Here is a 24,070-nt window from a genome sequence, read left to right on the forward strand (position 1 = left end):
CTTCCTAAGTTTTGGAAGGTATCGATGAACTGACAAAGCTGCTGAGAAGAAAAAGCACAGGGCTCGCAGACCTTGACAACGCCTACCCAGTCGGAACTTCAAAAAGGGGACCACGCTTGTCGAACACTTCTTCCTTGAGAAACTTCCGCCCGTAGGGTGGCTTTGGCTCGACGGTCCCCTTTTTGAAGTGGAGACGGACAGTCAATCCCCGATGCTGGCGTGTCAGAGTCGAAGAGAACTGTGCTTTTTCTTCTCCTCCACAATGCTGACTCAAACCAAAAGAACCATCTTAGATCTTAATTTTTCAAGGTCGAGAAAAAAGCTTTGCTAAAATGAGTTAACCAATTTAAAATAACAGTTAACAAATATATGTTAACCAAGGTTGTGATTTGGTTGTTAAATAATTATGCAGAGCTCTCCGCCAAAAACAAGCAATACGTTTGGCATCCCTTCACCCAGATGAAAGACTACGTCGCACAGGAGCCGTTAATTATTGCGAGAGGAGAAGGGATCAAGCTGTTCGATGTGAACGGCAAGGCTTACTACGACGGTTTTTCCTCTGTGTGGTTGAACGTCCATGGCCACAACGTTCCCGAGCTGAATCAGGCGATCACAGAGCAGCTCGACCAGATTGCCCATTCTACCTTGCTAGGCATGGCAAATGTGCCATCCATTCTATTGGCGGAAAAGCTGATCCACCTTGCTCCAAAAGGATTGAGCAAAGTCTTCTATTCTGACAACGGGGCAACGGCGGTCGAGATCTCGCTGAAAATGGCGTTCCAATACTGGCAAAATCGAGGGCAGACCGGCAAGCATTCGTTTATCACGATGAACAATGCCTATCACGGGGATACGATCGGAGCTACCAGTGTTGGAGCAATTCCTCTCTACCATCAGGTCTACAAACCGCTGCTCTTTTCTCCACATGCCATTCCATACCCGTATCCATACAGGCAAGGCGGCGAAGAAGCAGCCGTTCAGGCTACATTGAGCAGTCTGGAAAGTTTGCTTGCGGAAAGAGCTCATGAGATTGCGGCGATGATCGTGGAGCCTGTCGTGCAGGGAGCAAGCGGCATGATTATCATGCCGGATGGCTGCTTGAAAAAAATCGCAGAGCTTTTGCGCGCTCATGATGTACTCTTGATCGCAGACGAAGTAGCGACAGGATTTGGACGCACGGGCAAAATGTTCGCTTGTGAGCATGACAGGGTCGTGCCAGACATCATGGCAGTTGCCAAAGGGCTTACGGGAGGGTATTTGCCTGTAGCCGCTACCTTAGTAACTGAGCAGATTTACGATGCCTTTTTCGCCGACTACGAGGAACAGAAAACCTTTTTCCACGGACATTCGTTCACGGGAAATCCACTTGGCTGTGCAGTTGCTCTCGCCAATCTGCGGCTGATGGAGGAGCGCGGAGTCGTTCAACATGTAGCACAAAAAGCAATCGATCTGGATCAATTGCTAGGGCCACTGTACGACCTGCCCCATGTAGGAGAAATCCGGCAAAAAGGCTTGATGGCGGGAATCGAGCTGGTTCGGGATAAAGAGACGAAGGAGCCTTATCACTGGAATGAGCGCATCGGTGTGCGTGTCTGTCAGGTAGCGAGAGAAAAAGGACTTTTGACACGACCGTTGGGCAACGTCATCGTTTTTATCCCGCCGCTCGTATCTACAACCGAAGAATTGGCTGACATGGTTCGGATTTTGGCTGAATCAATTCAGGATGTAACGACAGGGGAGTGATAGGCATGTCGGAGCGCCCCTTTTGCGGATTGTTCGTCACAGGAACAGATACAGGGGTAGGCAAAACGGTTGTGACTGCCGGAATCGCATCCGTGTTGCGTGAGACTGGAGTGAACATAGGGGTTTGGAAGCCAGTCCAGTCAGGTGCACGAGCGCATGATGAAAACAGTGACGCTAGGCACTTGAGATCGTGGAGCGGAGTGCCTGACTCGTGTGAGGAGATAGCCCCGCTCTGTTTTGAGGCGCCGCTTACCCCTCTTCTCGCTGCTGAAGCAGAGGGGAAAAGCTTGACCGTGGAGGAAGTAATCGCTGCAGGGCGACCTCTGATGGAACGTTATCCGGCACTTCTTGTCGAAGGAGCCGGTGGTCTGATTGTACCATTGACTCGAACCGAAACGATGGCCGATCTCGCTGTTCGATTGAATCTGCCCATGCTCATCGTGGCTCGGGCTGGGCTCGGCACAATTAATCATACGCTCTTGTCCGTTTGGTATGCTCGGGAACTCGGGATCGAGGTGGTAGGTGTCATCCTGAATCAAAGCAACTCAGCTGGTGTCACCGATGAGAGTGTCAAAACAAACGCGAGCATGATTGAGAGCTATGGGGGAGTTCCCGTATGGGGCGTACTTCCATGGATAAACCAACCGTTAGAGCGCCAGCAATTGACAAAGCTGATCCATGAATGTGTAGACATCGGACAGTTGTGTCAGTGGAGCCATAAATCATAAAAAAAGAGGAGACGAGAAAATGGAGCAAAGCACCTGTCTGGATTGGAAGGGATACTCTCATAAGGCGATTGGCAAAGAACTGTTTACCCAGGAAGAGGCAATGAAGGTGTTGCAAGCGCCAGATGATGAGCTGCTGCTGGTCATGAACGAAGCTTTCCGCGTCAGGAAGCACTTTTTCGGAAAAAAGGTCAAACTGAACATGATCATTAACGCCAAGAGTGGCCTATGCCCAGAGGATTGCGGTTACTGCTCGCAATCGATTGTTTCGAATGCTCCCGTATCCAAGTACACGATGCTGGACAAGGAAACATTGCTCGCAGGTGCGCGAGAAGCCATGAATCGGCAAGCAGGTACATACTGTATCGTCGCCTCAGGACGCGGTCCCACTGAAAAAGAGCTGGGGCAGGTCATAGAGGCGGTCAAAGAAATCCGTGAGACGATGCCACTGAAAATTTGCGCTTGCTTAGGGATATTAAGCGACGAACAAGCAACCCGCTTAAAAGATTCAGGCGTCCACCGCTACAATCACAATCTCAATACGAGTCGCAACCATTACGAATCGATAACGACGACGCACACGTACGATCAACGTGTACAGACAGTAGACACCGTGAAAAGAGCAGGGATGTCGCCATGCGCAGGCGTGATCATCGGCATGGGGGAGAGTGATGAGGAGATCGTTGACATGGCATTTGCCCTTCGCAATCTCGACGCAGATTCTATTCCGATCAATTTTTTAAATGCGATTCCAGGAACCCCATTGGAGGATAAAGGACGCACCCCGGCAATGAAGGCTCTACGTGTTCTCGCCTTGTTCCGATTTATTTGCCCGGACAAAGAAATTCGCGTTGCAGGTGGTCGCGAAGTGAATTTGCGTACCTTGCAGCCGCTTTCCTTGTATGCGGCTAACTCATTGTTCGTGGGCGACTATTTGACGACGCCTGGGCAGGAAATCACGACAGACCATCAGATGATTGAAGACCTCGGGTTTGAAATCGAGCTGTGTGCGCTGTAGGACAGTAGGTCTGCCATGAACAAACGATACACATGGTTGGAAGAAGAATATGATTCACTGCGGAAACAATCGCTGGCAAGACAATGGAACACCGTAGAGTCAGTCTGTGATCGTGCAGGCACGTGGATTCAAGTCGAAGGGAAACCATTATTAAACCTGTCGTCGAACAATTATTTGGGCTTGGCCCACGATCAACGAATCGTGGAAGCTGGCAAGAAGGCGGCAGCGGAGTGGGGGGCAGGAGCAACTGCCTCTCGTCTTGTCCATGGCAACTACGCGTTATATGACGAGTTGGAACAACAATTGGCGGCGTGGAAGCAGAGAGAAGGTGCGCTTGTCTTTGCAAACGGCTATCAGGCAAATACGGGGGTAATTGCAGCGCTTGCCGGAAGGGGCGACGCTGTTTTTAGTGATCGATTGAATCACGCCAGCATCGTCGATGGGATCGTGCTCAGTCGGGCGGAGCATTTTCGGTACAGGCATAACGACATGGAGCATCTGGAATTTTTGCTAAAAAAGCATCAGGATGCAAGACGGAAGTGGATTGTCACGGACAGCATATTCTCCATGGATGGAGATAAAGCTCCCCTTCTTGAATTAGTACAACTGCGAGATCGCTACGATGCCATGCTGATGGTTGACGAAGCCCATGCAGGGGGAGTGCGTGGGGAAGAAGGGCAGGGTTTGTGCCATGAGCTGGGCATCTCCGGAAAAGTCGATGTTTTGATGGGAACCTTCAGCAAGGCATTTGGTGTTTATGGGGCATACGTATGTGCAGATGAGATCATCATTCGTTATTTGATGACAAAAGCACGCTCGCTCGTGTATTCGACTGCCCTGCCCCCTGCTGTGATTGGTTCGAATCTGGCGTCCTTGTCTTTGGTGCAAACAGAGTCTTGGCGCAGAAGAGCGGTGAGGCAGAATGCGCTCGTGTTTCGCCAGTTGCTTCGCTCACACGGGTTTACCGTAGACGAAGAAGATACGCCAATCATCCCGCTTACGTTAGGAGAGAATGATTGGACGTTGCAATTTAGCAGAAGGCTTCGGCAGCGAGGGATTGCAGCAGTTGCTATTCGACCGCCTACTGTACCAGCAGGAACCGCTCGTATCCGTTTTGCGGTGATGGCTGACCATACGCGCGAAGAGCTGGAGTGGGCTTGCGAGCAAGTGAGCGAAATCAGGAACGAGCTTCAAAGGGAGGGACGGTAACGTGAGAAAAGTAATGTTGTGGCTAACAGGCTGGGGGATGTCGGATAGCTCTTGGGATGCTGTACGTTCACAATTTCCTTCCTATGAGCATATCACGCCCGATTTTTCGGACGTCACTGTGCCCATGCAATTTTTCGAGAAGGTAGAGGGGGAACTTCGCTCTCTTTCCGCTCAGGAACTGATTGTGGTGGGGTGGTCCATGGGAGGGATGCTCGGAATGCGCCTCGCTGCCCAGTACCCGGTCTCAGGACTTGTTCTGATAGGCACCACAGCACGCTTTACCTGCGAACAGCCTGACCTTCGCAAAGGGTGGCATCCTGTTGTTTTGCAAAGGATGAAAAGGCAGCTTTCCGTAGCACGCGAGCGGGTGATGGACGCATTTGTCGAACAGATGCTAACACCAGGAGAGCGTGAGCAAATAGGCTTGCACGTGGGGATGGACAGCCAGAAGTGGAGTACGGCAGCGTTGATCGCGGGCTTGACCTATTTAGAAGAAGAGGATTGCCGCCCGTTCCTGTCTTCCCTGACAGCTCCTACTCTCGTCATTCATGGAACAGAGGATGCTATTTGTTCGCTCGCAGCCGGGGAAGAACTAGCGAGTAGGCTTGTAGGTGCGAATTTCGTGCGAATTCCTGACTGTGGTCATGCCCCGCATGTATTTGTTCCGGAGGCTGTAGGAGATTCGCTAAAGAGGATGGTGGAGCAGCTTGCAGAAGAGGGCAATTAGCAGCCGATTCAGTGAAAAGGCTGCCTCATACGAAAAATACGCACTCGTGCAAAAGAAGATGGTCGATCATTTGAGTCAAATGATTACAGAAATAACGAACGAGAACGAGGTGCGAAACATCTTGGAGATTGGCTGTGGGACAGGGAGATTAACCCGCGTCATTCGCAGCCGTTTTTCTGTTGCCCATTACGAAGCGGTAGAGATTGCGTCAGGCATGCTGGAGCAGGCGAAGAACAATCTGGAGAAGGACGGCATGATTTGCTCATTTTTTCAAGCCGATGCCGAAGAATGGGTTTGGGAACAACCGGCAAAGTCAAAGGATTTGATGGTTTCAGGAGCGTGTTTTCAGTGGTTTGCCAAGCCAGCGCATACGCTAAAAGGACTGGGAAGAATTCTGAAGCCCGGAGCACCTTTGGTTTTTTCAACATTTGGCCCCGATACTTTTTGGGAGCTGCATGATTCGTTTGCGAATGCTCATGCGATTTTGGGGGAGAAGGGAGTACGCCATGGCTTGGAGTTTCTCTCTGCACGTGATTGGTACGAGCTGTTGGAGCAAGCAGAGTTTACGGATATCGAGGTAATTAGAAAGTATGAAAGGCTTACTTACCCGAGTGTAAGGGATTTTCTGCATGCCGTAAAAGCTGTGGGCGCTAGTGCAAGTATGGAGCAGGGGAGCGGTCTTGGGCGCAGAAAGCTACTTGCAGAAATGATACGTTACTATGAGCAAACGCATAAAAGAGAAACGGGCATCCCTGTCACCTACGAAGCTATTTACGTTCGCGCGATTTCATCCATGTAGTGTGCTTGAATTGATTTTTGCTATAGATATGAGAATGATTATCAAATAGAATGAAGAGAAGAAAGATGGGAGGGCTAACAAGGAGTTGAGCGCCAGACAATGAACGTGGATGATCATATTTTGTTATGGAATCAGGCAACTGTACGACTACATGATGTACGGCATATCGTCATGCGAGCCGGAGAGCAGCTGCGATCCTATCAATTGCCAGCAAGCGCCTTTCTTTTTTCGGTGAGAGGAAGTGGACTGATTCGTCTTGATGGGAATGTGCATGCTATCAAGAATTGTTATATGACCCATGCTGGCAAAGGTACTTATGTGGATATCGAGGAAATAAAGGATGAGCTGGAATACTATTTGATTTTGTACAAAGCTCATTTGCCGTTGCCTTGTCGGCAGGAGCAGCTGCGTTTACTGGATAAAACACAACCTTTTCACATCCAATACGGCTTTACTCCCATGTATCAGGCTAATGTATTTGTCGCAATATCACGTATGCAGCAAGTGTGGAATCAGAACGGCAACCTGGACAAGCTTCGAGCCAAAGCCCTGCTTTATCAACTGGTATGTGAGCTGATGGCACAGATGCAGTCGCAAGGAATCGGGGTAACGGTACCGAATTTGGTCGTGCAGGCCGTTCGGTATATCGAGGAGCACTACGCAGAGGCTTTCACACTCGATGATCTTGCCACGCTATTAAACTGTAGCCCCCGATCCCTGCAACGCACCTTTAAAACCAAGCTGGAGGTCGGCCCTATCGACTATCTGATCCAGGTGCGCATTCAAAAAGCGCAGGAATTGCTGCGTCAAACGAACATGGGGCTAAAAGAGGTAGCGGAATCAGTAGGTTATACAGACAGCTATTATTTCAGTCGTATTTTTAAAAAATATACAGGCTTCCCCCCGTCTGCTTATAAGGAAAATCCGCTGACATCGGAAATTCGTCGCCAAAGTCCATTACTCTTGTCGCGATATTCCATTGCTGGTCAAAAGCTGTGGAAATATAATGATCACATTGAAAATGAAAATCAAAATCATTTGCGATCAAGAGATGGGGGAGCCGTACCGATGTATAAGAGTACAAAAGCGATGCTGGCGCTGAATCTGATGCTTAGCCTTACCTTGCTGCTCGGAGCCTGCTCAGCGGGCGGAACAAATTCTAGTAATTCGGGAAGTACAGCAACAGGCGCTTCGAATCAGGTAGCGACGCAGTCGAATACAACGCAATCTAGTGCGGATCAAGAAGTGAAGAAAAGCGAGACACGTACGATCAAGCATATGAAAGGCGAGCTGACGCTTGATTTTAAACCAGTCAGAATCGCTGTGCTTGATACGCAATATGTAGATCAAATGATTGCCTTGGGCGATTGCCTGTAGGTAGTGTCATTACAACGGGGGACGGTTCGAAATTTCCAGAGTATCTCATGGACAAGCTAAAAGATGTTCACGTGCTCGGAACAAAAGACGAGCCGAATTCAGAAGCGGTAGTTGCTATGGAGCCTGACTTGATCATATGCACGGAGTTCCAGGATAAAATCTATGATAATTTGAACAAAATCGCTCCAACCATCATGTTTGACCGAAACGAAGACTGGCGAGAGACGCTAATTACCTTCGGAAAAATTCTCGAAAAAGAACAAGAAGCTGAGCAAATCGTAAAAGACTACCAAGAGAAAACGAACAAATTGAAAGCAGAACTCGCAAACAAGCTCAAGGGTGAGTCCGTTGCACTTATTCGTCCTCGTGACAATGCCATTCGACTGCACACAGTTGAACACCGTACGGCTGCAATATTGTATTCCGATTTGGGCCTGACTCCTCCCAAGCCAGCGATGGATAAATCAGATACAGCTACGATGATTTCTTTGGAAGTATTGCCAGAGGTAAATGCCGATCACATATTTGTCGTAACAGACAAAGCGAATCAAGCATTAACGGACGAGTACAAAAATAGCTCCATTTGGAAAGGGCTAAAAGCCGCCAAGGAAAATAAGGTGTACGAGGTAAACACAACCGTGTGGATCGCCTACTACGGCCCGATTGCCATCAACAATATCGTCGATGAAATTGCAGAAGTACTGCTATAAATCATACAGACCGTCACCCTCTTCTCCCAAGAGCCGTGACGGTTTTTCATGAACTGGAAAAGAAAGCGATTTCCTGGCAGGAATTATCATGAAAAGATGGAATCTTAAGAGGGTTGCCTATCCTGTGTATTCAAGGGGTGTGTGGAAGATGAGTCAAAGAGAAATCGTCATTGCGAGTGCTGTACGCACTGCTATAGGTAGCTTTCAAGGAACGCTTGCAGGTGTCAGCGCGACAAAGCTGGGCGGGATTGTACTGGAAGCAGCGCTTACGCGTGCAGGTGTTTCCAAGGATGCGGTCGATGAAGTGATTATGGGGAACGTACTGTCAGCAGGCTTGGGTCAAAACCCAGCGCGTCAGGCTTCTATTCACGCGGGCCTTGCTCATGAAGTTCCCTCCCTGACAATCAATAAGGTTTGTGGTTCAGGTCTCAAAGCCGTTCATCTGGCTGTTCAGTCAATCCTTGCTGGCGAGGCAGAAGTTGTCTTGGCCGGTGGGATGGAAAATATGAGCCAGGCACCATACTTAATGGAAGGTGCTCGCTCAGGGTATCGCATGGGCGATCAAAAAGTCGTGGACTCTATGATTCGCGACGGACTGTGGTGTGCTTTCAACGACTATCACATGGGCATCACAGCGGAGAATCTTTGCACCAAATATGAAATCGGACGCGAAGAGCAGGATGAATTTTCAGCGTGGAGCCAGGAAAAGGCTCAGCAAGCGCTCGCTAGTGGTCGTTTTCAAGAAGAAATCGTGCCGGTTCCGATCCCGCAGCGAAAGGGTGACCCGGTGCTGTTTGCTGTGGACGAATTCCCGCGTGCTGGCGTGACAGCTGAAGCTCTAGGCAAGCTGAAGGCTGCATTTAAAAAGGATGGAACCGTGACAGCAGGAAATGCATCCGGCATCAACGATGGAGCAGCAGCTCTCTTAATCATGACACGCGAGAAAGCGGAAGAGCTGGGAGTGAAGCCTCTCGCCCGTATCGTAGCCAATGCGAGTGCCGGTGTCGATCCGAGCATCATGGGGTACGGTCCTGTTCCTGCGACCAAACGCGTACTGGAAAAAGCGGGTCTGTCGATTGCTGACATCGATTTGATCGAAGCGAACGAAGCGTTTGCCGTTCAATCACTGTCTGTTGGCAAAGCACTAGGCTTTGATCGCGAGAAGCTGAATGTCAACGGCGGAGCCATTGCTTTGGGTCACCCAATCGGTGCGAGTGGCGCGAGAATTTTGGTCACGCTGGTGCATGAATTGCAAAAGCGTGAAGGGGCAAAATATGGGTTAGCAACTCTTTGCATCGGCGGTGGACAAGGGGTCTCCACAATTGTCGAGAAAATTTAATTTTTAAATTGTGAACGCTTTGTGTACACAGAAACGCTTGCGTTGACAAAGGGAATAAATCTTCGTTAATATGGATGAGGGCATTTGGAAATTGTGTGCCCTCTCCTTATGTGAAAGGAGAAGGATAAACTGGCGAAACTTGACAATCCATGGCGAGCACTTGGTTTGGTCAGCGTACTTGGTCTTGACTTTGCCATTTGTGTGGTTGCCGGTTTTATGATCGGCAGATACGCGGATCGCCTACTAGCGACTGATCCTTGGTTCTTGCTCATTGGCTTGATTACAGGGATTGCTGTTGGTGTATACACTGTCTATCGACTCATTCGCCCATATTTGTAGGGGGTGACGAACGATGGAAGCGTTTGCTTTAGCGATGCGAAAGACTTTTCGCTATTCTTTATGGTGTATGGCATTGTTTGTGATACTGATGGTTGTATTGCCTGAACACAAGGTTTTCTTGCAGAGCTTGTTGCTTGGAACAGTGACAGGAATTATTAATACCAGCGTTCTCGCAAGTAAGGTCTGGGTTGTTGGGCAAATGGCAGATGACCCTAATGTCAGACCAAAAGGAACGGGCACGATGCTTCGGTTCATGATTGCCGGGCTAGCCGCCTATACTACTTTTCTTTTCCCTCATATGTTCACATTATCAGGGGTTCTACTTGGGCTGTTTTTGATCCAAGGGATCAGCTATCTACTCGTATTCCGCAATTCAAAATAGATTTGTTACCAGCATTTCCTTATTAATGAAGTGATTAACCAGAGAGCGTTCGATAGCAATGTGTAGACATAGTTTCGGACAACCTCTATCTATCGATGGAAAGGGGTGAAAAGATGGGTCATCATTATACGTTACGATTTGAGTTAGGCGGCATGGTATTTGACATCGCTACGATTCTCATGATGGTTCTTACCGCACTGCTTGTGTTTATCTTCCTGTTTGTAATGACACGAAAGCTGGAAACCGGAGTTCCTGGTGCTAAGCAAAATGCAGTTGAGTGGATTTTTGACTTTGTCAAGAATGTTACTTCAGGATACATGGATCACAAGAAAGTCATGATGATGATGACGCTTGGTATTACGTTGTTTCTCTACATCTTCATTGGGAACCAGCTAGGTGTTATCGCCAACGTCACCACAGTGCACAAAGGTGAAATCAGCGAAAGTGTTATGAAGATGCTGACGATTGCTCCTACGCCAGAAGCCGAAGCGAAGAAGCGCGCAACCGTTGAGCACGAGCTGGGTGATAAAGGAGCTCATGTAATCTGGTGGAAGTCTCCAACTGCTACACCAAGCGTAACATTTGGTTTGGCATTGGTAGTGTTGCTCTACTCCCACTACCTCGGCATCAAGAAAAGTCCAGGTGGTTGGTTTAAACACGTATTCCTCAACCCGATCCACATTCTTGAGGAGTTTATCATTAAGCCACTGACGCTTCCTTTGCGTTTGTTCGGTAACCTCTTTGCAAAAGAGATCATGATTGCCTTCCTATTGAGTGGGGGGATTTTGGCCGCGGCACCATTGTTTATTTGGCTCGGCTACTCCGTCTTCGTAGGTGCAATTCAGGCGTTCATTTTCTTGACTCTTTCTATGGTTTACATTTCACAACTTGTGAATGATGAACACTAAAATCTAGTTTTTTGTTAACAACAATTTAGGGAGGTATTTTTAACATGGAAGTTATGGGTGTAGCTATTGCTATGGGTCTTATTTTCGGTTTGGCAGCACTTGGTGGTGCTTTTGGTGCAAGTAACGTAATCTCTAAAACAATTGAAGGTGTTGCTCGTCAACCTGAAGCTCGTGGTAACCTGATGGGTATCATGTTCCTCGGTATGGGTCTCGTAGAGGCGATTCCAATTATCGCGGTAGCTGTAGGTTTCATCTTGATGGGACGTCTGGGCTAAGCGAACAGTTGAACAGTATTAAATAGGCGGAGGGGTCACCTTCGCCTATCTTTTAGTAGGGAAAAATCAGGCTTCGGCCAAAGCTTGGCAATGAAGTCTTCTAGTAATAATTCTGGTAAGTACGCAAAGAACTTATTGCAGAATCTTTCGTTTGTCAGGAAGGAGTGAACTAAAAATGGTTGAGTTTGGAGCCGTATCCCTGGAATGGGGCACATTACTACTCCAGGTGATTATTTTCGTTTTGCTGTTGATCGTTGTTTCCAAATATGCAACAGGACCGATTGCGAGCGTATTGGAAAAGCGCCGTGCTCATGTTGAGAACGAGCTCGCTACTGCGGAACGCAACCACAAGGAATCCGAAAAGCTTTTGGCTGAACAACGCCGTCTTTTGGATGAAGCTCGCGCTGAATCCAAAGCGATCATCGACCGTGCTGCAAAGCAAGCGTCTGATGAAGCAAGCAAAATCGTTGCTGAAGCACAAGCAGCTTCTGAGCGCATGAAAGCAGATGCAAGCGCTGAACTGGCTCGTGAAGTAGAAAAAGCAAAACTCGAACTGCGTGAGCAAATGACTGGTCTTTCTGTGCTCTTGGCTTCCAAGATCATCGAGAAAGAACTGGACGAAGCAGCTCAAAAGTCTACTGTTGACAAATTTCTCGCACAAGTGGGAGATCGCCTATGAGTAGCGCAGTAGGGAAACGTTATGCTCGCGCTCTCTTTGAAGTAGCGAGTGAGCGTAGCAAGATTGATCAGGTGGAGAAAGACCTGAGTGCGATCGTGGAAGCGGTTGAAGGCAATGAAGATCTGAAAAAGATCATGTTGCACCCGCACATCGCAGCAGATGCGAAAAGCCAGCTCGCTGACGAATTGTTCAAAAGCCATGTAGGGGAAGAAACCTTCAATTTCCTGAACGTCCTGATTGAGAACGGACGCGAAGTTGACCTGGTTGATATCTACCGTTCTTTTGTACAATTGGCGAACGAAGCTCGTGGATTCGCAGATGCAATTTTGACAAGTGCAAAGCCGCTTTCTGTTGAAGAACAAAATGAGCTGGCTGAGAAGTTCGGTCAAACGCTGAACAAAAAGCTGCGTATGACAGCAGTTGTAGATCCAGCGATTCTCGGCGGCATTATTATCAAAATTGGCGACCGTCTGTATGATGGCAGTCTGAAAACGAAGTTGGAAACCTTTGCGCAAAAGGCGTAAAGTTCGATGGCTTTTAAGAAGTTGGATGAATGGGGTGAATTTTCGTGAGTGCAATCAGACCAGAAGAGATTAGCTCCCTCATTAAAGAGCGGATCGCTAACTTTAAATCTGAAATCGAAGTTGTGGATGTAGGCACAGTCATCCAAGTAGGTGACGGTATTGCTCGTGTTCACGGTTTGGAAAAGGCCATGCAAGGGGAGCTTCTCGAGTTCCAAAATGGCGTAATGGGTATGGTACTCAACTTGGAAGAAGATAACGTGGGTGTCGTTATTATGGGACCTTTCCGCGACATTAAGGAAGGCGACACTGTAAAACGTACCGGCCGCGTTATGGAAGTTCCAGTAGGGGAAGCGCTGCTCGGCCGCGTTGTAAACCCACTGGGTCAACCAATCGATGGTCAAGGCCCTATTGCAAATGACGGTTTCCGCCCAATCGAGAGCCCAGCTCCTGGCGTTATGGCGCGTAAATCCGTACACGAGCCACTCCAAACAGGTATCAAAGCGATTGACGCGATGATCCCAGTTGGTCGTGGACAGCGTGAGTTGATCATTGGTGACCGCCAAACTGGTAAAACAGCAGTGGCGCTCGACACGATCATCAACCAAAAAGGTAAAGACATGATTTGTATCTACGTTGCAATCGGTCAAAAGCAATCCACCGTTGCAAACATCGTAGAAACACTGCGTAAAGCAGGTGCTCTAGATTACACCATCATCGTTTCTGCAACTGCGTCTGACCCAGCTCCAATGTTGTACCTAGCTCCTTATACTGGTGTAACAATGGCTGAGTACTTCATGTACAAAGGCGGACACGTTCTGTGCGTATACGATGACCTGTCCAAACAGGCTTCTGCATACCGCGAAATGTCCCTCTTGCTCCGCCGTCCTCCAGGTCGCGAAGCATATCCTGGTGACGTATTCTACTTGCACTCCCGCTTGCTGGAGCGCGCTGCGAAACTGTCTGATGAGTTGGGTGCGGGTTCCATTACGGCTCTGCCATTCATCGAAACCCAAGCGGGTGACATTTCCGCGTACATTCCAACCAACGTGATCTCCATCACGGACGGTCAGATCTTCCTGGAGACAGACTTGTTCAACGCAGGTCAACGTCCAGCGGTTAACACCGGTCTTTCTGTATCCCGTGTAGGTGGTTCCGCGCAAATCAAGGCGATGAAAAAGGTAGCAGGTCCACTCAAGCTCGAGTTGGCTCAATACCGTGAGTTGGCTGCGTTTGCTCAGTTCGGTTCCGATCTGGACAAAGCGACCCAAGCTCGTCTGACCCGTGGTGAGCGCTTGATGGAAATCATGAAACAAGGTCAGTTCGATCCAATGTCTGTTGAGAAGCAAGTTGCTTCTATCTATAGCGCTACAAGAGGTTTCCTGGATGACATTCCAATTGCAGAAGTGCGCCGCTTTGAGAAAGAGATGTTGTCTTTCTTGGATTCCAACAAACCGCAACTGTTGGAGCACATCCGCACAACGAAAGACCTTCCAGATGAAAAAGAATTCAACGCAGCGATCGAAGAGTTCAAAAAAGGCTTTTCGGTAACTCGCTAATCGTTAACCTGATAGACATCAGATGCATGCCGGGCCATTTGCCCGTGCATGCGTCCTCAAGGTGGTGAAAACGAGTGGCTAAAGGAATACGTGAGATTCGACGCAGTATCAAAAGTAAAAAAGATATGCGCCAAATCACGAAAGCGATGAAAATGGTGGCGGCTGCAAAGCTTCGCCGTAACCAGGATAAAGCTGAGGCGGCACGCCCGTATGCTGACAAGATCCAAGAAGTGATCGCAAGCATCGCGAGTGGGAACTCTAGTTCCAAACATCCAATGTTGCAAAATCGTCCGGTGAAAAAGACTGGTTATATTGTCATCACTTCCGACCGTGGACTTGCTGGGGGTTACAATGCCAACATTCTCCGTAAAGTGGTAAATACCATTAACGAGAAGCACAAGTCCAAGGATGAGTACGGTATTTTTGTGATTGGCCGCAAAGGTCGTGACTTCTTCAGCAAACGGAACTACCCGCTTTTGGAGGAAGTTACAGGTCTGCCAGCCAGCCCAGCCTTTGCTGATATCAAGAAAATTGCCGGTGCAGCAGTCCAAATGTTCGAGAACGAGCAGATTGACGAACTGTACCTGTGCTACAACAAGTTTCAAAGTGCAATTTCGCAAATACCTACCGTAAAACAATTACTGCCATTGGAAGCTCCCGAGAGCAACAATGCGCGCGAATTGAATTACGAATATGAGCCGTCCTCGGAAGAAGTATTGGCGGATCTGTTGCCGAAATATGCGGAAACACTGGTTTACAGTGCACTCCTCGAAGCAAAAGCTTCCGAAGAAGGTTCCCGTATGACGGCAATGGGCAGCGCGACAGACAATGCTACGGATATGATCAACCGTTTAACGTTGAGCTACAACCGTGCTCGTCAGGCAGCCATTACACAAGAGATTTCCGAGATCGTTGCAGGTGCAAACGCACAGGCTTAGTGGCAGCGAATAGCTCCCAATTTAGCTTTACAGGAGGGAAGAAGTAAGATGGCGAATGGACGCGTGGTTCAGGTAATGGGTCCGGTTGTTGACGTCGAGTTCGACCGCGGACACCTGCCTGCCATTTACAATGCGATCAAGATTCAACATAAAGCACAAAGCGCTGGTGAGCGCGACATCAACTTGACTGTTGAGGTTGCTACTCATTTGGGCGATAACTTGGTTCGTACCGTTGCGATGTCTTCCACTGACGGTTTGGTTCGTGGCATGGAAGCAGTAGATACCGGTGCAGCTATCTCCGTTCCAGTGGGTGCAATTACACTTGGACGCGTATTTAACGTATTGGGTGAGCCGATCGACCTGCAAGAACTTGGTCAAGTAGATCGTCGCGACCCAATTCACCGTAAAGCTCCTGAGTTCGTAGACCAAGCAACGACTGTTGAGATCCTGGAAACAGGTATCAAAGTTATTGACCTCTTGGCTCCGTACATCAAGGGTGGTAAGATCGGTCTGTTTGGTGGTGCGGGTGTAGGTAAAACCGTTACTATTCAAGAGCTGATCAACAACATCGCGCAAGAGCACGGTGGTATTTCCGTATTCGCAGGTGTAGGTGAGCGTACCCGTGAAGGTAACGACCTGTACCACGAGATGAAAGACGCAGGCGTACTGCCGAAAACCGCGATGGTATTCGGTCAGATGAACGAACCGCCTGGTGCACGTCTTCGTGTAGCGTTGACTGGTCTGACTATGGCGGAATACTTCCGTGATGAAGAAGGCCGCGACGTTCTTCTCTTTGTTGATAACATCTTCCGCTTTACTCAAGCGGGTTCTGAGGTATCTGCTCTCTTGGGCCGTATGCCATCTGCGGTAGGTTACCAGCCAACATTGGCTACCGAAATGGGTCAGCTGCAAGAGCGTATTACTTCTACGAAAAAAGGTTCCGTAACGTCCATTCAAGCGATCTACGTACCAGCGGATGACTACACTGACCCGGCTCCTGCTACTACGTTTGCTCACTTGGACGCTACAACGAACTTGGAGCGTTCCATCGCTGAGTTGGGTATCTTCCCTGCGGTAGACCCACTCGCATCCACTTCCCGTGCTCTGGCTCCTGATGTAGTAGGACAAGAACACTATGATGTGGCTCGTAGCGTTCAAAAAATCCTGCAACGTTACAAAGAACTGCAAGATATCATCGCGATTCTCGGTATGGACGAGTTGAGCGACGACGACAAGCAAGTAGTTGGACGCGCACGCCGTATTCAACGTTTCTTGTCCCAGTCCTTCCACGTTGCCGAGCAGTTCACTGGTAACCCAGGCCAATACGTGCCATTGAAAGAAACTGTTCGCAGCTTCAAGGAAATCCTCGAAGGTAAGCATGACCACCTGCCAGAGGGCGCATTCCTGTACGTAGGTACAATTGAAGAAGCGGTAGAAAAAGCGAAGAAAATGGCGTAAGACACCCTGGAAAGGGGAGACGAGTAAGTGAGTAAGATGACAGTTGAAGTCGTAACTCCTGAACGGGTTGTCTACAGCGGTCAGGCTGAAATGGTGATTGCTCGCGGCTTGCAAGGGGAAATCGGTATTATGCCGAACCACGTGCCGTTGGTAACCCCGCTGAAAACAGCGCCAGTTCGGATTAAGACAGAAGGCGATAAAGAAGTAAAGATGGCTGTTAGCGGCGGCTTCATGGAAGTTCGCGGCGATAAAGTGACCATCCTTGCTGAAACGGCTGAATTGCCGGGAGACATCGATGTTGAACGCGCGAAGGCAGCGAAAGAGCGTGCTGAAAAGCGTTTGGCTGAGAAATATGCCGAGCTCGACGTCAAGCGTGCAGAACGCGCGCTGCAACGTGCGATGGCACGTCTCGACGTAGCGAAGTAAAGCGTAAGCTTAGATATCCCCGCGCCCATGTGGCTGCGGGGATTTTTCGGTTATATGGGATGAATGATGAGCCATGGTAATCGGGCATGATATTTCCAGTTGGTAATTGCCTAATGTTTCTGTGTATAATAGACCTAATGCCCTGCCGACGAGCTACGTTAGCATGAAAAACAGCGGGAAAAAGCGGCATTGGCTATTGGGATTAAAGGAGAGTGTAATTGATGCAAACCGTTCGCGATATCCGCCACAATCAAGATGGCGTAGTGATTCCTAGCAGCTTTGCGGCTAATGGCTGGACAAGCGTGCTATCTCATGAAATGAATGTTCTGTTCCAGGCAATGTGCTATGTAGTAACCAAGCATGAGACAAAAGAAGAAATGAGAAAAGCTCTGAACGAATTCGATGCATTGAAGAGCACATTCACTGAGCCTGTTCAAGAAGGCTTTAAGTCTGAAGAGGATTTCAAAGGCTACGTGAACCTCTTGAACAGATTCAAAGCATTCATGAGCCGTTCCGATTATGCATATCCGACATCTCTTGACGAGGCTATTGAGCTTTTCGTGAAGTGGGGTCTGGTAATTGATAATGGAGATGCTTGGGATGTACCGGTTTATCCATTCCCAGATGCATCCGAGCTGTTCAAGCTGAGTGAAGCAGAATCTCTTGCATTGGCTCATGTTAAACTGGAAGCATTGGTTCATCCGATGTTTAGCCGCCTCGTGATGAAGCTGCACGAGCAAGAAGAAAATACGTTTAGCATATCCAAAGCAGAAATGAAGCAATTACTGAACACCAATGACCAGATGCTGGCAGAGGTTCTGATCAAGCTGACTCCATATATGGAAGAAGCGATTGAAAATATGCTGGAGATCCCAGAAGACGAGAAGATGAACTTTACGATTGTATGGGAGCGCATTTACGAGGATTTCCTCGGACAGCAATTTTCTAAGAACGTTCAATAATTAAGAGAATGAGAGGTCCAGACGGGCATATTCGTTTGGTCATCATACTATGCTGGAAAAACTCAGGGAGAAATCTCTGAGTTTTTCCCTTTATATGGGATAAAAGGAAGGCTTTCGTTAGACACCCTATTGGCAATTTGCTATAATGATAAAGGTATTTTTTTCTAGCAGTGTCGATATGCGACAGCGTTCATACCTACACCTTTGATGCTGCGAGCAGTACCCTTTTGAGGGAGTCTCGACTTCTTCTGGAGGACAGCGCAAGACGATTCATACCTTTCTCAAGAGCGGAGGGAACGTGGGTGAGTGACATCTATACCAACAATTATGTGATTGTCGCGATCTTTTTGATTTTAGGTGTGTTGTTGCCCGTGGCTACAGTCAGTTTTGTTGGTCCATTGCTTCGTCCAAAGAAACCGACACGGGAGAAGCAAACTACTTATGAAAGCGGTAACATTCCTGTTGGTGACAGTTGGGTGCGTTTCAACGTGAAGTATTACATCTTTGCCCTCATGTTTGTCATCTTTGATGTAGAAACACTCTTTCTGTATCCGTGGGCCGTCGCTTACAAAGAACTGGGGCTTTTCGCCTTAGTTGAGATGGTCATCTTTATATCCTTGCTCATCGTAGGATTGATTTACGCGTGGAGAAAGAAGGTGCTGGAATGGAACTAGACCTGACAAGCATTGCGCCTGAATTACAAGAGGAATTGAATCGCAACGTCATGTTCACGACATTGGAAACAGTGAAGGGATGGGTTCGCAGCAACTCGTTGTGGCCATTAACCTTTGGCTTGGCCTGTTGCGCGATCGAGATGATGGGAACGGGTGGAGCGCGTTATGACCTCGACCGGTTTGGCGTTATTTTTCGAGCATCCCCAAGACAATCTGATGTCATGATCGTGGCCGGAACCGTCACGAAAAAGATGGCACCACTACTGCGCAGGCTATATGATCAAATGCCTGAACCAAAGTGGGTGATTGCCATGGGCTCCTGTGCGACAGCGGGAGGTCCATACGTGCGCTCGTACAGCGTAGTAAAAGGTGTAGACCAGATTGTACCTGTCGACGTATATATTCCGGGTTGTCCACCTAACCCTGCCGCTTTGATCTACGGAATCAATAAGCTCCAAGAAAAAATCCGTTACGAAGCGAAGACTGGGAAGCAGGTGACCAATCTATGAGCGACGAGAAACGCAAGCCGACGCCGGAGGAAAAGGCAGCGGCAGCGGCTGAAGCCCGTGCCAAGGCTGAATCTTTGCGAAAATTAAGAGAACAGGAAGCACAGGCATCTCAAGAGCCACAAGAGGAAGTCTCTGCTCTGGAAGTAAAACCTGTGTCTGAAATGACGCCAGAGGAAAAAGCCGCAGCGAAGAAAGCAGCTGCAGCTGAAGCAATTGCCAAGGCAAAAGCGGCGAAGGAAGCAAAAGAGGCTGCGGAAGTGGAAACTCCAGTTGCCGAGCAACAATCAGAAGCAGTTGCTCTACCAGCAAAGCCTGTATCTGAAATGACGCCAGAGGAAAAAGCCGCAGCGAAGAAAGCAGCAGCGGCTGAAGCAATCGCCAAGGCAAAGGCAGCAAAGGAACAGGCAGAAGCTTCTCCACCACCAGCAAAGCCTGTATCCGAAATGACACCTGAGGAAAAAGCCGCAGCCAAGAAAGCAGCTGCCGCAGAAGCTCTTGCAAAGGCAAAAGCAGCGAAGGAAGTAAAAGAAGCTGCGGAAAATGGTGCCGATACAGCGGATTCAGCTCCAGATGCGGATGCCAAGGCGAAGGCCGCAGCTGCCGCAAAAGCCAAGGCTGCCGCAGCCGCCGCTGCAAAAGCAAAAGCCGCACGGGAAGCAGGCGGCGATGAATCCGGTGATGACGATGCCAAGGCAAAGGCAGCTGCCGCAGCAAAAGCCAAAGCAGCCGCCGCTGCTGCAGCGAAGGCAAAAGCATCGCAGGCGACTGGAGATGAGGCTCCGGCAGAGGAAGCGCCAAAAGCACCTTCCAAAAACCAGCCCTATCTTGATAAATACGTGTCACGAATATCAGAAGCATTTGGACAGGAAGTCATCGAGGCCTCGTATATTAACGAGCTGGCAAAGGAAGTGCCGACCCTCACCATTCAAAACGAACGTTGGCACCAGATTGCCCAATTTTTAAAAGATGACGAGCAATTGAGCTTTGAGTACCTGTCCGATCTTCACGGTGTCGATTACGAGGATCGCCTGGAGGTATACTACCACTTTTATTCCTACAAAAATCGCCAAAGCTTGGCAGTAAAGGTCAAAACGAGCAGAGAAGATTCAAAAGTTGCTTCTGTAATGGACCTCTGGCATGGCGCAAATTGGAATGAAAGAGAGACTTTTGACCTTTTGGGTATTCATTTCCCGGGACATAAGGATTTACGTCGAATCCTGTTACCGGATGATTGGGTAGGGTATCCGCTGCGCAAAGATTATGTGCAATACGACGAGGAGGTTTAGCAGATGAACCATAACATCCTCACGACTCATGTTGATACCTCTTCTGAAACAGGACTTCGTACGGAAGAGATGTTATTAAACGTAGGTCCACAGCATCCAAGTACACACGGGGTATTTCGCCTGGTAGTAAAAATCGATGGGGAAACCATTAAAGAAGCCATTCCGGTGATGGGCTACTTGCATCGAGGAACAGAGAAGCTGGCAGAAAACTTGACCTATACACAAATTATTCCCTATACAGACCGTATGGACTACGTTTCCGCCATGACCAACAACTACGTTCTCTGTCACGCAGTAGAAACGATGATGGGGTTGGAGATTCCAGAGCGAGCTCAGTTTTTGCGACTGATTGCGATGGAGCTGAATCGGGTGGCGAGTCATTTGGTCTGGTGGGGCACGTTTCTTTTGGACATTGGAGCGATGGGGCCCTTCCTGTATGCGTTCCGTGATCGGGAGACGATACTGGATTTGTTTAATGAGCTATGCGGGGCGCGGATGACCTTTAACTACATGCGCGTAGGCGGAGTGAAATGGGATGCACCTCCAGGCTGGATCGACAAAGCCAAAGAATTTGTCCAGTACATGAAGAAAGAATTGAATAACTACCACCAGCTGGTGACGGGTAACGAGATTTTTATTAGCCGACTCAATGGAATTGGCAAGTTCGATACAAAAACTGCGTTGGATTACTCGTTATCTGGCGTGATGCTCCGCTCGACTGGAGTCAAGTGGGACCTGCGCAAGGATGAGCCGTATTGCATCTACGATCGTTTTGAATTTGATGTGCCGACAGCAACTGAGGGCGATTGTATGGCGCGCTATCACCTACGTATGGCAGAAATCGAGCAATCGCTGCGGATTCTTGAGCAGGCATTAGAGCAATTTCCGAGCGAAGGCGAAGTAATGGGGAAAGTGCCACGTGTGATTCGCCCGCCTGCTGGGGAGACTTATGTGCGAATCGAGTCACCTCGCGGAGAAATTGGCTGCTACATTGCCAGTCAGGGTAAGGATAAACCGTGGAGATTGAAGTTTAGACGACCGTCGTTTACCAATCTGCAAATTCTGCCTAAGCTGTTGCAAGGGGAAAACCTCTCGAACATGGTTGCAATCCTGGGCAGTATCGACATCGTGCTCGGGGAGGTTGATTGTTGATGAATACTCTCTTGCAGCAAGCCCCCTCATGGGGGTCCACGCTTTGGTTTATCGTTGCGGCAGTTTTACTGCTTGCAGTCGTGTTGGGATTCGTTACGTACGCCATTTACTTTGAGCGTAAAGTGATTGGGTGGATGCAGCTGCGCATCGGGCCGAATCGAGTAGGACCATTGGGACTTCTCCAGACGGTTGCGGATGTTGCCAAGCTGCTATTAAAGGAAGATATTCGTCCGCAGCACGCTGACAAAGCGTTGTTCACTTTAGCGCCTATATTGGCCTATGCCCCTGCTTTTGCCGTATTGGCGGTCATGCCTTTTACGGAAAGCATTCAGTTCGCTGATCTGGGAATAGGACTGCTGTACTATATCGCCTTGTCTGGGATCACAGTACTAGGCGTGATCACGGCTGGCTGGGCCTCGAATAACAAGTACTCGCTGATCGGGGGTCTCCGCTCCGCTGCGCAGATGATCAGCTATGAAGTACCGCTGGTCATGTCCGTGGTGGGTATCGTTCTATTGACGGGCAGCATGAATCTCAAAGATATTGTCGAGGCGCAGCGGGATGTCTGGAATATTGTTCCGCAGTTTATCGGATTTGCTGTATTTATCATTGCTGCCCAAGCTGAGCTAAATCGAACGCCGTTTGACTTGCCGGAAGCAGAGTCGGAGCTTGTTGGCGGTTACCACGTCGAGTACTCCGGTTTCCGTTTTGCGATGTTCATGTTGGCGGAGTATGTGTACATGTTCGGGATGGGTGCCTTGATCACGATTCTCTTTTTTGGTGGATGGTTGCCGATTCATCCATCGCTGGATTTCATTCCGGGAATCGTCTGGTTTATCCTTAAGTTTTCTCTTTACGTCTTCCTCCAGTTTTGGATTCGCGCCACGATGCCGCGCTTACGTGTCGATCAACTGATGTCGTTTGCCTGGAAAGTGCTGTTGCCCGTGGCATTGTTCAACATCCTGCTCACAGCCGTAGTGGTTTCTTACCAAAATGGCATGTTCTAGTAGCGAGTTGATCGAAAACGACTACGTCCCATTGTTTCCATAGCGCAGGCTTCGCCAAAAACGTGGTGCAGCCAAGTTCTCAAATCCTGAGGGGTGACACACATGCTAGGACTGGCCAAAGGCCTGGGGTATACATTTAAAAAGCTCACGGAGAAAAAAGTAACCCACTTCTATCCGGATGTGCCCTTTCCAATGCCGCCTCGCTTTCGCGGTATTCAGCACTTTTCTCCTGAAAAATGCATCGTCTGTAACCAATGCGCACGCATTTGTCCGACAGAGTGTATTCAACTGACAGGGAAGCCCCATCCTGATCCGGAGAAAAAAGGAAAGATTATCGATACGTACGATATCAATTTTGAGCTGTGCATTTTATGCGATCTATGCACAGAGGTTTGTCCGACAGAAGCGATTGTGATGACAAACAACTTCGAACTGGCTGCCTATAGCCGGGACGAATTGTACAAGAACTTGAAATGGCTGGACGACAACAATACGAACGTCAGGGAGGAGAATTAATATGACAGGCGAATTTGTTGCCTTTTTTATCCTGTCCCTCCTGACGATCGGTGGCGCGGTGTTTATGATCAGCTTTACGCGCGTCGTCCATATGGTCATCTCATTGGGTGTTACGTTTATCAGCATTGCAGGTCTGTTTGTTTTGCTGGGAGCGGAGTTTGTCGGGGTTGCGCAAATTTTGGTTTATTCAGGGGCTATCTCCATTCTGATGCTCTTTGGAATCATGCTGACCAAGCACGATGCGAACGATGAAGGAACAGGCCGGACATGGAAAAACCGTTTTGTCCTGCTCTTCGTAATCGTTCTGTTTGGATTATTGTTCTGGGGTGTGCAAAATACACCGTGGCCTGCGCCACCGCCACCTGCAGAGGCTCCTGTAGACAATGCAAAAGAAATTGGTATCGAAGTGTTCACCAAATTCGTCATACCATTTGAGCTGTTGTCTGTTCTGTTGTTGGTCGCGTTGGTCGGTGCGATCATCATGGCGAAAAAGGAGGGGGATAACGAATGACAGTAAGCATTTCCTCCTACTTAATGGTCGCTCTGATTCTCTTTTGTGTAGGCTTGTACGGCGCATTGACGAAGCGAAATGCAGTCGTCGTCTTGTTATCAATCGAGCTGATGCTGAATGCTGTAAATATTAACCTGGTCGCCTTTTCCAAATTCGGACTGTATCCATCCGTGACAGGACAAATCTTTACCTTGTTCACGATGACGGTTGCAGCTGCCGAAGTTGCCGTAGGGTTGGCAATTCTGATTGCGCTGTACCGCAACAAGGAGACTGTGAATGTAGATGAAATGGACCAAATGAAACGATAAGAGGGAAACCTGA

Annotated in this window: 28 protein-coding genes; all 28 read left to right on the forward strand. The window is 48.8% G+C overall.

Annotated elements, in window-relative coordinates:
- The first annotated feature begins 369 nt into the window (after window positions 1-369).
- The 28 genes from bioA to nuoK all read left to right on the forward strand — a co-directional run bounded on the left by bioA (window position 370) and on the right by nuoK (window position 24,057).
- Window positions 370-1,743 carry an adenosylmethionine--8-amino-7-oxononanoate transaminase gene (gene bioA / locus C7R93_RS15830; protein WP_106839711.1) on the forward strand — a complete coding sequence of 458 codons (1,374 nt, stop codon included), beginning with the start codon at window positions 370-372 and terminating at the stop codon, window positions 1,741-1,743.
- Between the two features lie 5 nt (window positions 1,744-1,748).
- Window positions 1,749-2,471 carry a dethiobiotin synthase gene (gene bioD / locus C7R93_RS15835; protein ID WP_106839712.1) on the forward strand — a complete coding sequence of 241 codons (723 nt, stop codon included), beginning with the start codon at window positions 1,749-1,751 and terminating at the stop codon, window positions 2,469-2,471.
- A gap of 19 nt (window positions 2,472-2,490) precedes the next feature.
- On the forward strand, window positions 2,491-3,486 hold the full coding sequence (gene bioB / locus C7R93_RS15840; RefSeq protein WP_106839713.1) for a biotin synthase BioB: 996 nt from the start codon (window positions 2,491-2,493) through the stop codon (window positions 3,484-3,486).
- A gap of 15 nt (window positions 3,487-3,501) precedes the next feature.
- The gene (gene bioF, locus C7R93_RS15845) at window positions 3,502-4,695 is read left to right on the forward strand and encodes an 8-amino-7-oxononanoate synthase (RefSeq protein WP_106839714.1); all 1,194 of its coding nucleotides are present in this window, start codon (window positions 3,502-3,504) and stop codon (window positions 4,693-4,695) included.
- 1 nt (window position 4,696) lies between these two features.
- Window positions 4,697-5,422, forward strand: a complete 726-nt coding sequence (locus tag C7R93_RS15850) for an alpha/beta fold hydrolase (RefSeq protein WP_106839715.1) — start codon at window positions 4,697-4,699, stop codon at window positions 5,420-5,422.
- Complete coding sequence (gene bioC / locus C7R93_RS15855) at window positions 5,403-6,221, forward strand: malonyl-ACP O-methyltransferase BioC (protein WP_106839716.1); 819 nt, start codon at window positions 5,403-5,405, stop codon at window positions 6,219-6,221. The genes C7R93_RS15850 and bioC overlap by 20 nt, the downstream gene beginning before the upstream one ends.
- Window positions 6,222-6,320: 99 nt before the next feature.
- Window positions 6,321-7,598, forward strand: a complete 1,278-nt coding sequence (locus C7R93_RS30680; RefSeq protein ID WP_244191558.1) for an AraC family transcriptional regulator — start codon at window positions 6,321-6,323, stop codon at window positions 7,596-7,598.
- A 47-nt stretch (window positions 7,599-7,645) separates the two neighbouring features.
- Window positions 7,646-8,308 carry an ABC transporter substrate-binding protein gene (locus C7R93_RS30685; protein ID WP_244191559.1) on the forward strand — a complete coding sequence of 221 codons (663 nt, stop codon included), beginning with the start codon at window positions 7,646-7,648 and terminating at the stop codon, window positions 8,306-8,308.
- A gap of 148 nt (window positions 8,309-8,456) precedes the next feature.
- Window positions 8,457-9,647 (forward strand): acetyl-CoA C-acetyltransferase, encoded by a 1,191-nt coding sequence (locus tag C7R93_RS15865; RefSeq protein WP_106839717.1) that lies wholly within the window; start codon window positions 8,457-8,459, stop codon window positions 9,645-9,647.
- 165 nt (window positions 9,648-9,812) lie between these two features.
- On the forward strand, window positions 9,813-9,986 hold the full coding sequence (locus tag C7R93_RS15870; RefSeq protein WP_307724157.1) for an AtpZ/AtpI family protein: 174 nt from the start codon (window positions 9,813-9,815) through the stop codon (window positions 9,984-9,986).
- Window positions 9,987-9,999: 13 nt separating this feature from the next.
- Window positions 10,000-10,368, forward strand: a complete 369-nt coding sequence (locus tag C7R93_RS15875) for an ATP synthase subunit I (protein ID WP_007725476.1) — start codon at window positions 10,000-10,002, stop codon at window positions 10,366-10,368.
- A 113-nt stretch (window positions 10,369-10,481) separates the two neighbouring features.
- Complete coding sequence (atpB, locus tag C7R93_RS15880; protein WP_106839718.1) at window positions 10,482-11,276, forward strand: F0F1 ATP synthase subunit A; 795 nt, start codon at window positions 10,482-10,484, stop codon at window positions 11,274-11,276.
- A 44-nt stretch (window positions 11,277-11,320) separates the two neighbouring features.
- On the forward strand, window positions 11,321-11,551 hold the full coding sequence (atpE, locus tag C7R93_RS15885; protein WP_017252354.1) for a F0F1 ATP synthase subunit C: 231 nt from the start codon (window positions 11,321-11,323) through the stop codon (window positions 11,549-11,551).
- 175 nt (window positions 11,552-11,726) lie between these two features.
- Window positions 11,727-12,230, forward strand: coding sequence for a F0F1 ATP synthase subunit B (gene atpF, locus C7R93_RS15890; protein ID WP_106839719.1), 504 nt, complete (start codon window positions 11,727-11,729; stop codon window positions 12,228-12,230).
- Complete coding sequence (locus C7R93_RS15895) at window positions 12,227-12,754, forward strand: F0F1 ATP synthase subunit delta (protein WP_106839720.1); 528 nt, start codon at window positions 12,227-12,229, stop codon at window positions 12,752-12,754. The genes atpF and C7R93_RS15895 overlap by 4 nt, the downstream gene beginning before the upstream one ends.
- 44 nt (window positions 12,755-12,798) lie before the next feature.
- Complete coding sequence (gene atpA, locus C7R93_RS15900) at window positions 12,799-14,310, forward strand: F0F1 ATP synthase subunit alpha (RefSeq protein ID WP_106839721.1); 1,512 nt, start codon at window positions 12,799-12,801, stop codon at window positions 14,308-14,310.
- A 74-nt stretch (window positions 14,311-14,384) separates the two neighbouring features.
- Window positions 14,385-15,248: an ATP synthase F1 subunit gamma gene (atpG, locus tag C7R93_RS15905; protein WP_106839722.1), complete on the forward strand. Its 864-nt coding sequence runs from the start codon at window positions 14,385-14,387 to the stop codon at window positions 15,246-15,248.
- A 48-nt stretch (window positions 15,249-15,296) separates the two neighbouring features.
- Window positions 15,297-16,706 (forward strand): F0F1 ATP synthase subunit beta, encoded by a 1,410-nt coding sequence (gene atpD, locus C7R93_RS15910; protein WP_007725462.1) that lies wholly within the window; start codon window positions 15,297-15,299, stop codon window positions 16,704-16,706.
- A 27-nt stretch (window positions 16,707-16,733) separates the two neighbouring features.
- Window positions 16,734-17,132, forward strand: a complete 399-nt coding sequence (locus C7R93_RS15915) for a F0F1 ATP synthase subunit epsilon (RefSeq protein ID WP_017252349.1) — start codon at window positions 16,734-16,736, stop codon at window positions 17,130-17,132.
- 221 nt (window positions 17,133-17,353) lie between these two features.
- A complete protein-coding gene (locus C7R93_RS15920) occupies window positions 17,354-18,094 on the forward strand; it encodes a DUF6042 family protein (RefSeq protein ID WP_106839723.1) in 741 nt (246 codons plus the stop codon).
- 302 nt (window positions 18,095-18,396) lie between these two features.
- Window positions 18,397-18,768: an NADH-quinone oxidoreductase subunit A gene (locus C7R93_RS15925; protein WP_007725457.1), complete on the forward strand. Its 372-nt coding sequence runs from the start codon at window positions 18,397-18,399 to the stop codon at window positions 18,766-18,768.
- Complete coding sequence (locus C7R93_RS15930) at window positions 18,759-19,277, forward strand: NuoB/complex I 20 kDa subunit family protein (protein ID WP_007725455.1); 519 nt, start codon at window positions 18,759-18,761, stop codon at window positions 19,275-19,277. Before C7R93_RS15925 ends, C7R93_RS15930 begins: the two co-directional genes overlap by 10 nt.
- Window positions 19,274-20,563, forward strand: a complete 1,290-nt coding sequence (locus C7R93_RS15935) for an NADH-quinone oxidoreductase subunit C (RefSeq protein WP_106839724.1) — start codon at window positions 19,274-19,276, stop codon at window positions 20,561-20,563. The genes C7R93_RS15930 and C7R93_RS15935 overlap by 4 nt, the downstream gene beginning before the upstream one ends.
- Window positions 20,564-20,566: 3 nt before the next feature.
- Entirely contained in the window at window positions 20,567-21,715 is a 1,149-nt protein-coding gene (locus C7R93_RS15940; RefSeq protein ID WP_106839725.1) for an NADH-quinone oxidoreductase subunit D, read from the forward strand.
- A complete protein-coding gene (gene nuoH / locus C7R93_RS15945) occupies window positions 21,712-22,722 on the forward strand; it encodes an NADH-quinone oxidoreductase subunit NuoH (RefSeq protein ID WP_208637827.1) in 1,011 nt (336 codons plus the stop codon). The genes C7R93_RS15940 and nuoH overlap by 4 nt, the downstream gene beginning before the upstream one ends.
- Window positions 22,723-22,824: 102 nt before the next feature.
- Window positions 22,825-23,238, forward strand: coding sequence for an NADH-quinone oxidoreductase subunit NuoI (gene nuoI, locus C7R93_RS15950; protein ID WP_007722093.1), 414 nt, complete (start codon window positions 22,825-22,827; stop codon window positions 23,236-23,238).
- Window position 23,239: 1 nt separating this feature from the next.
- Complete coding sequence (locus C7R93_RS15955; protein ID WP_106839727.1) at window positions 23,240-23,749, forward strand: NADH-quinone oxidoreductase subunit J; 510 nt, start codon at window positions 23,240-23,242, stop codon at window positions 23,747-23,749.
- Window positions 23,746-24,057: an NADH-quinone oxidoreductase subunit NuoK gene (gene nuoK / locus C7R93_RS15960; protein ID WP_007722089.1), complete on the forward strand. Its 312-nt coding sequence runs from the start codon at window positions 23,746-23,748 to the stop codon at window positions 24,055-24,057. Before C7R93_RS15955 ends, nuoK begins: the two co-directional genes overlap by 4 nt.
- Window positions 24,058-24,070: the final 13 nt, after the last annotated feature.

The organism is Brevibacillus fortis, assembly GCF_003013395.1.
In the GTDB taxonomy this organism is placed as follows: Bacteria; Bacillota; Bacilli; order Brevibacillales; family Brevibacillaceae; genus Brevibacillus; species Brevibacillus fortis.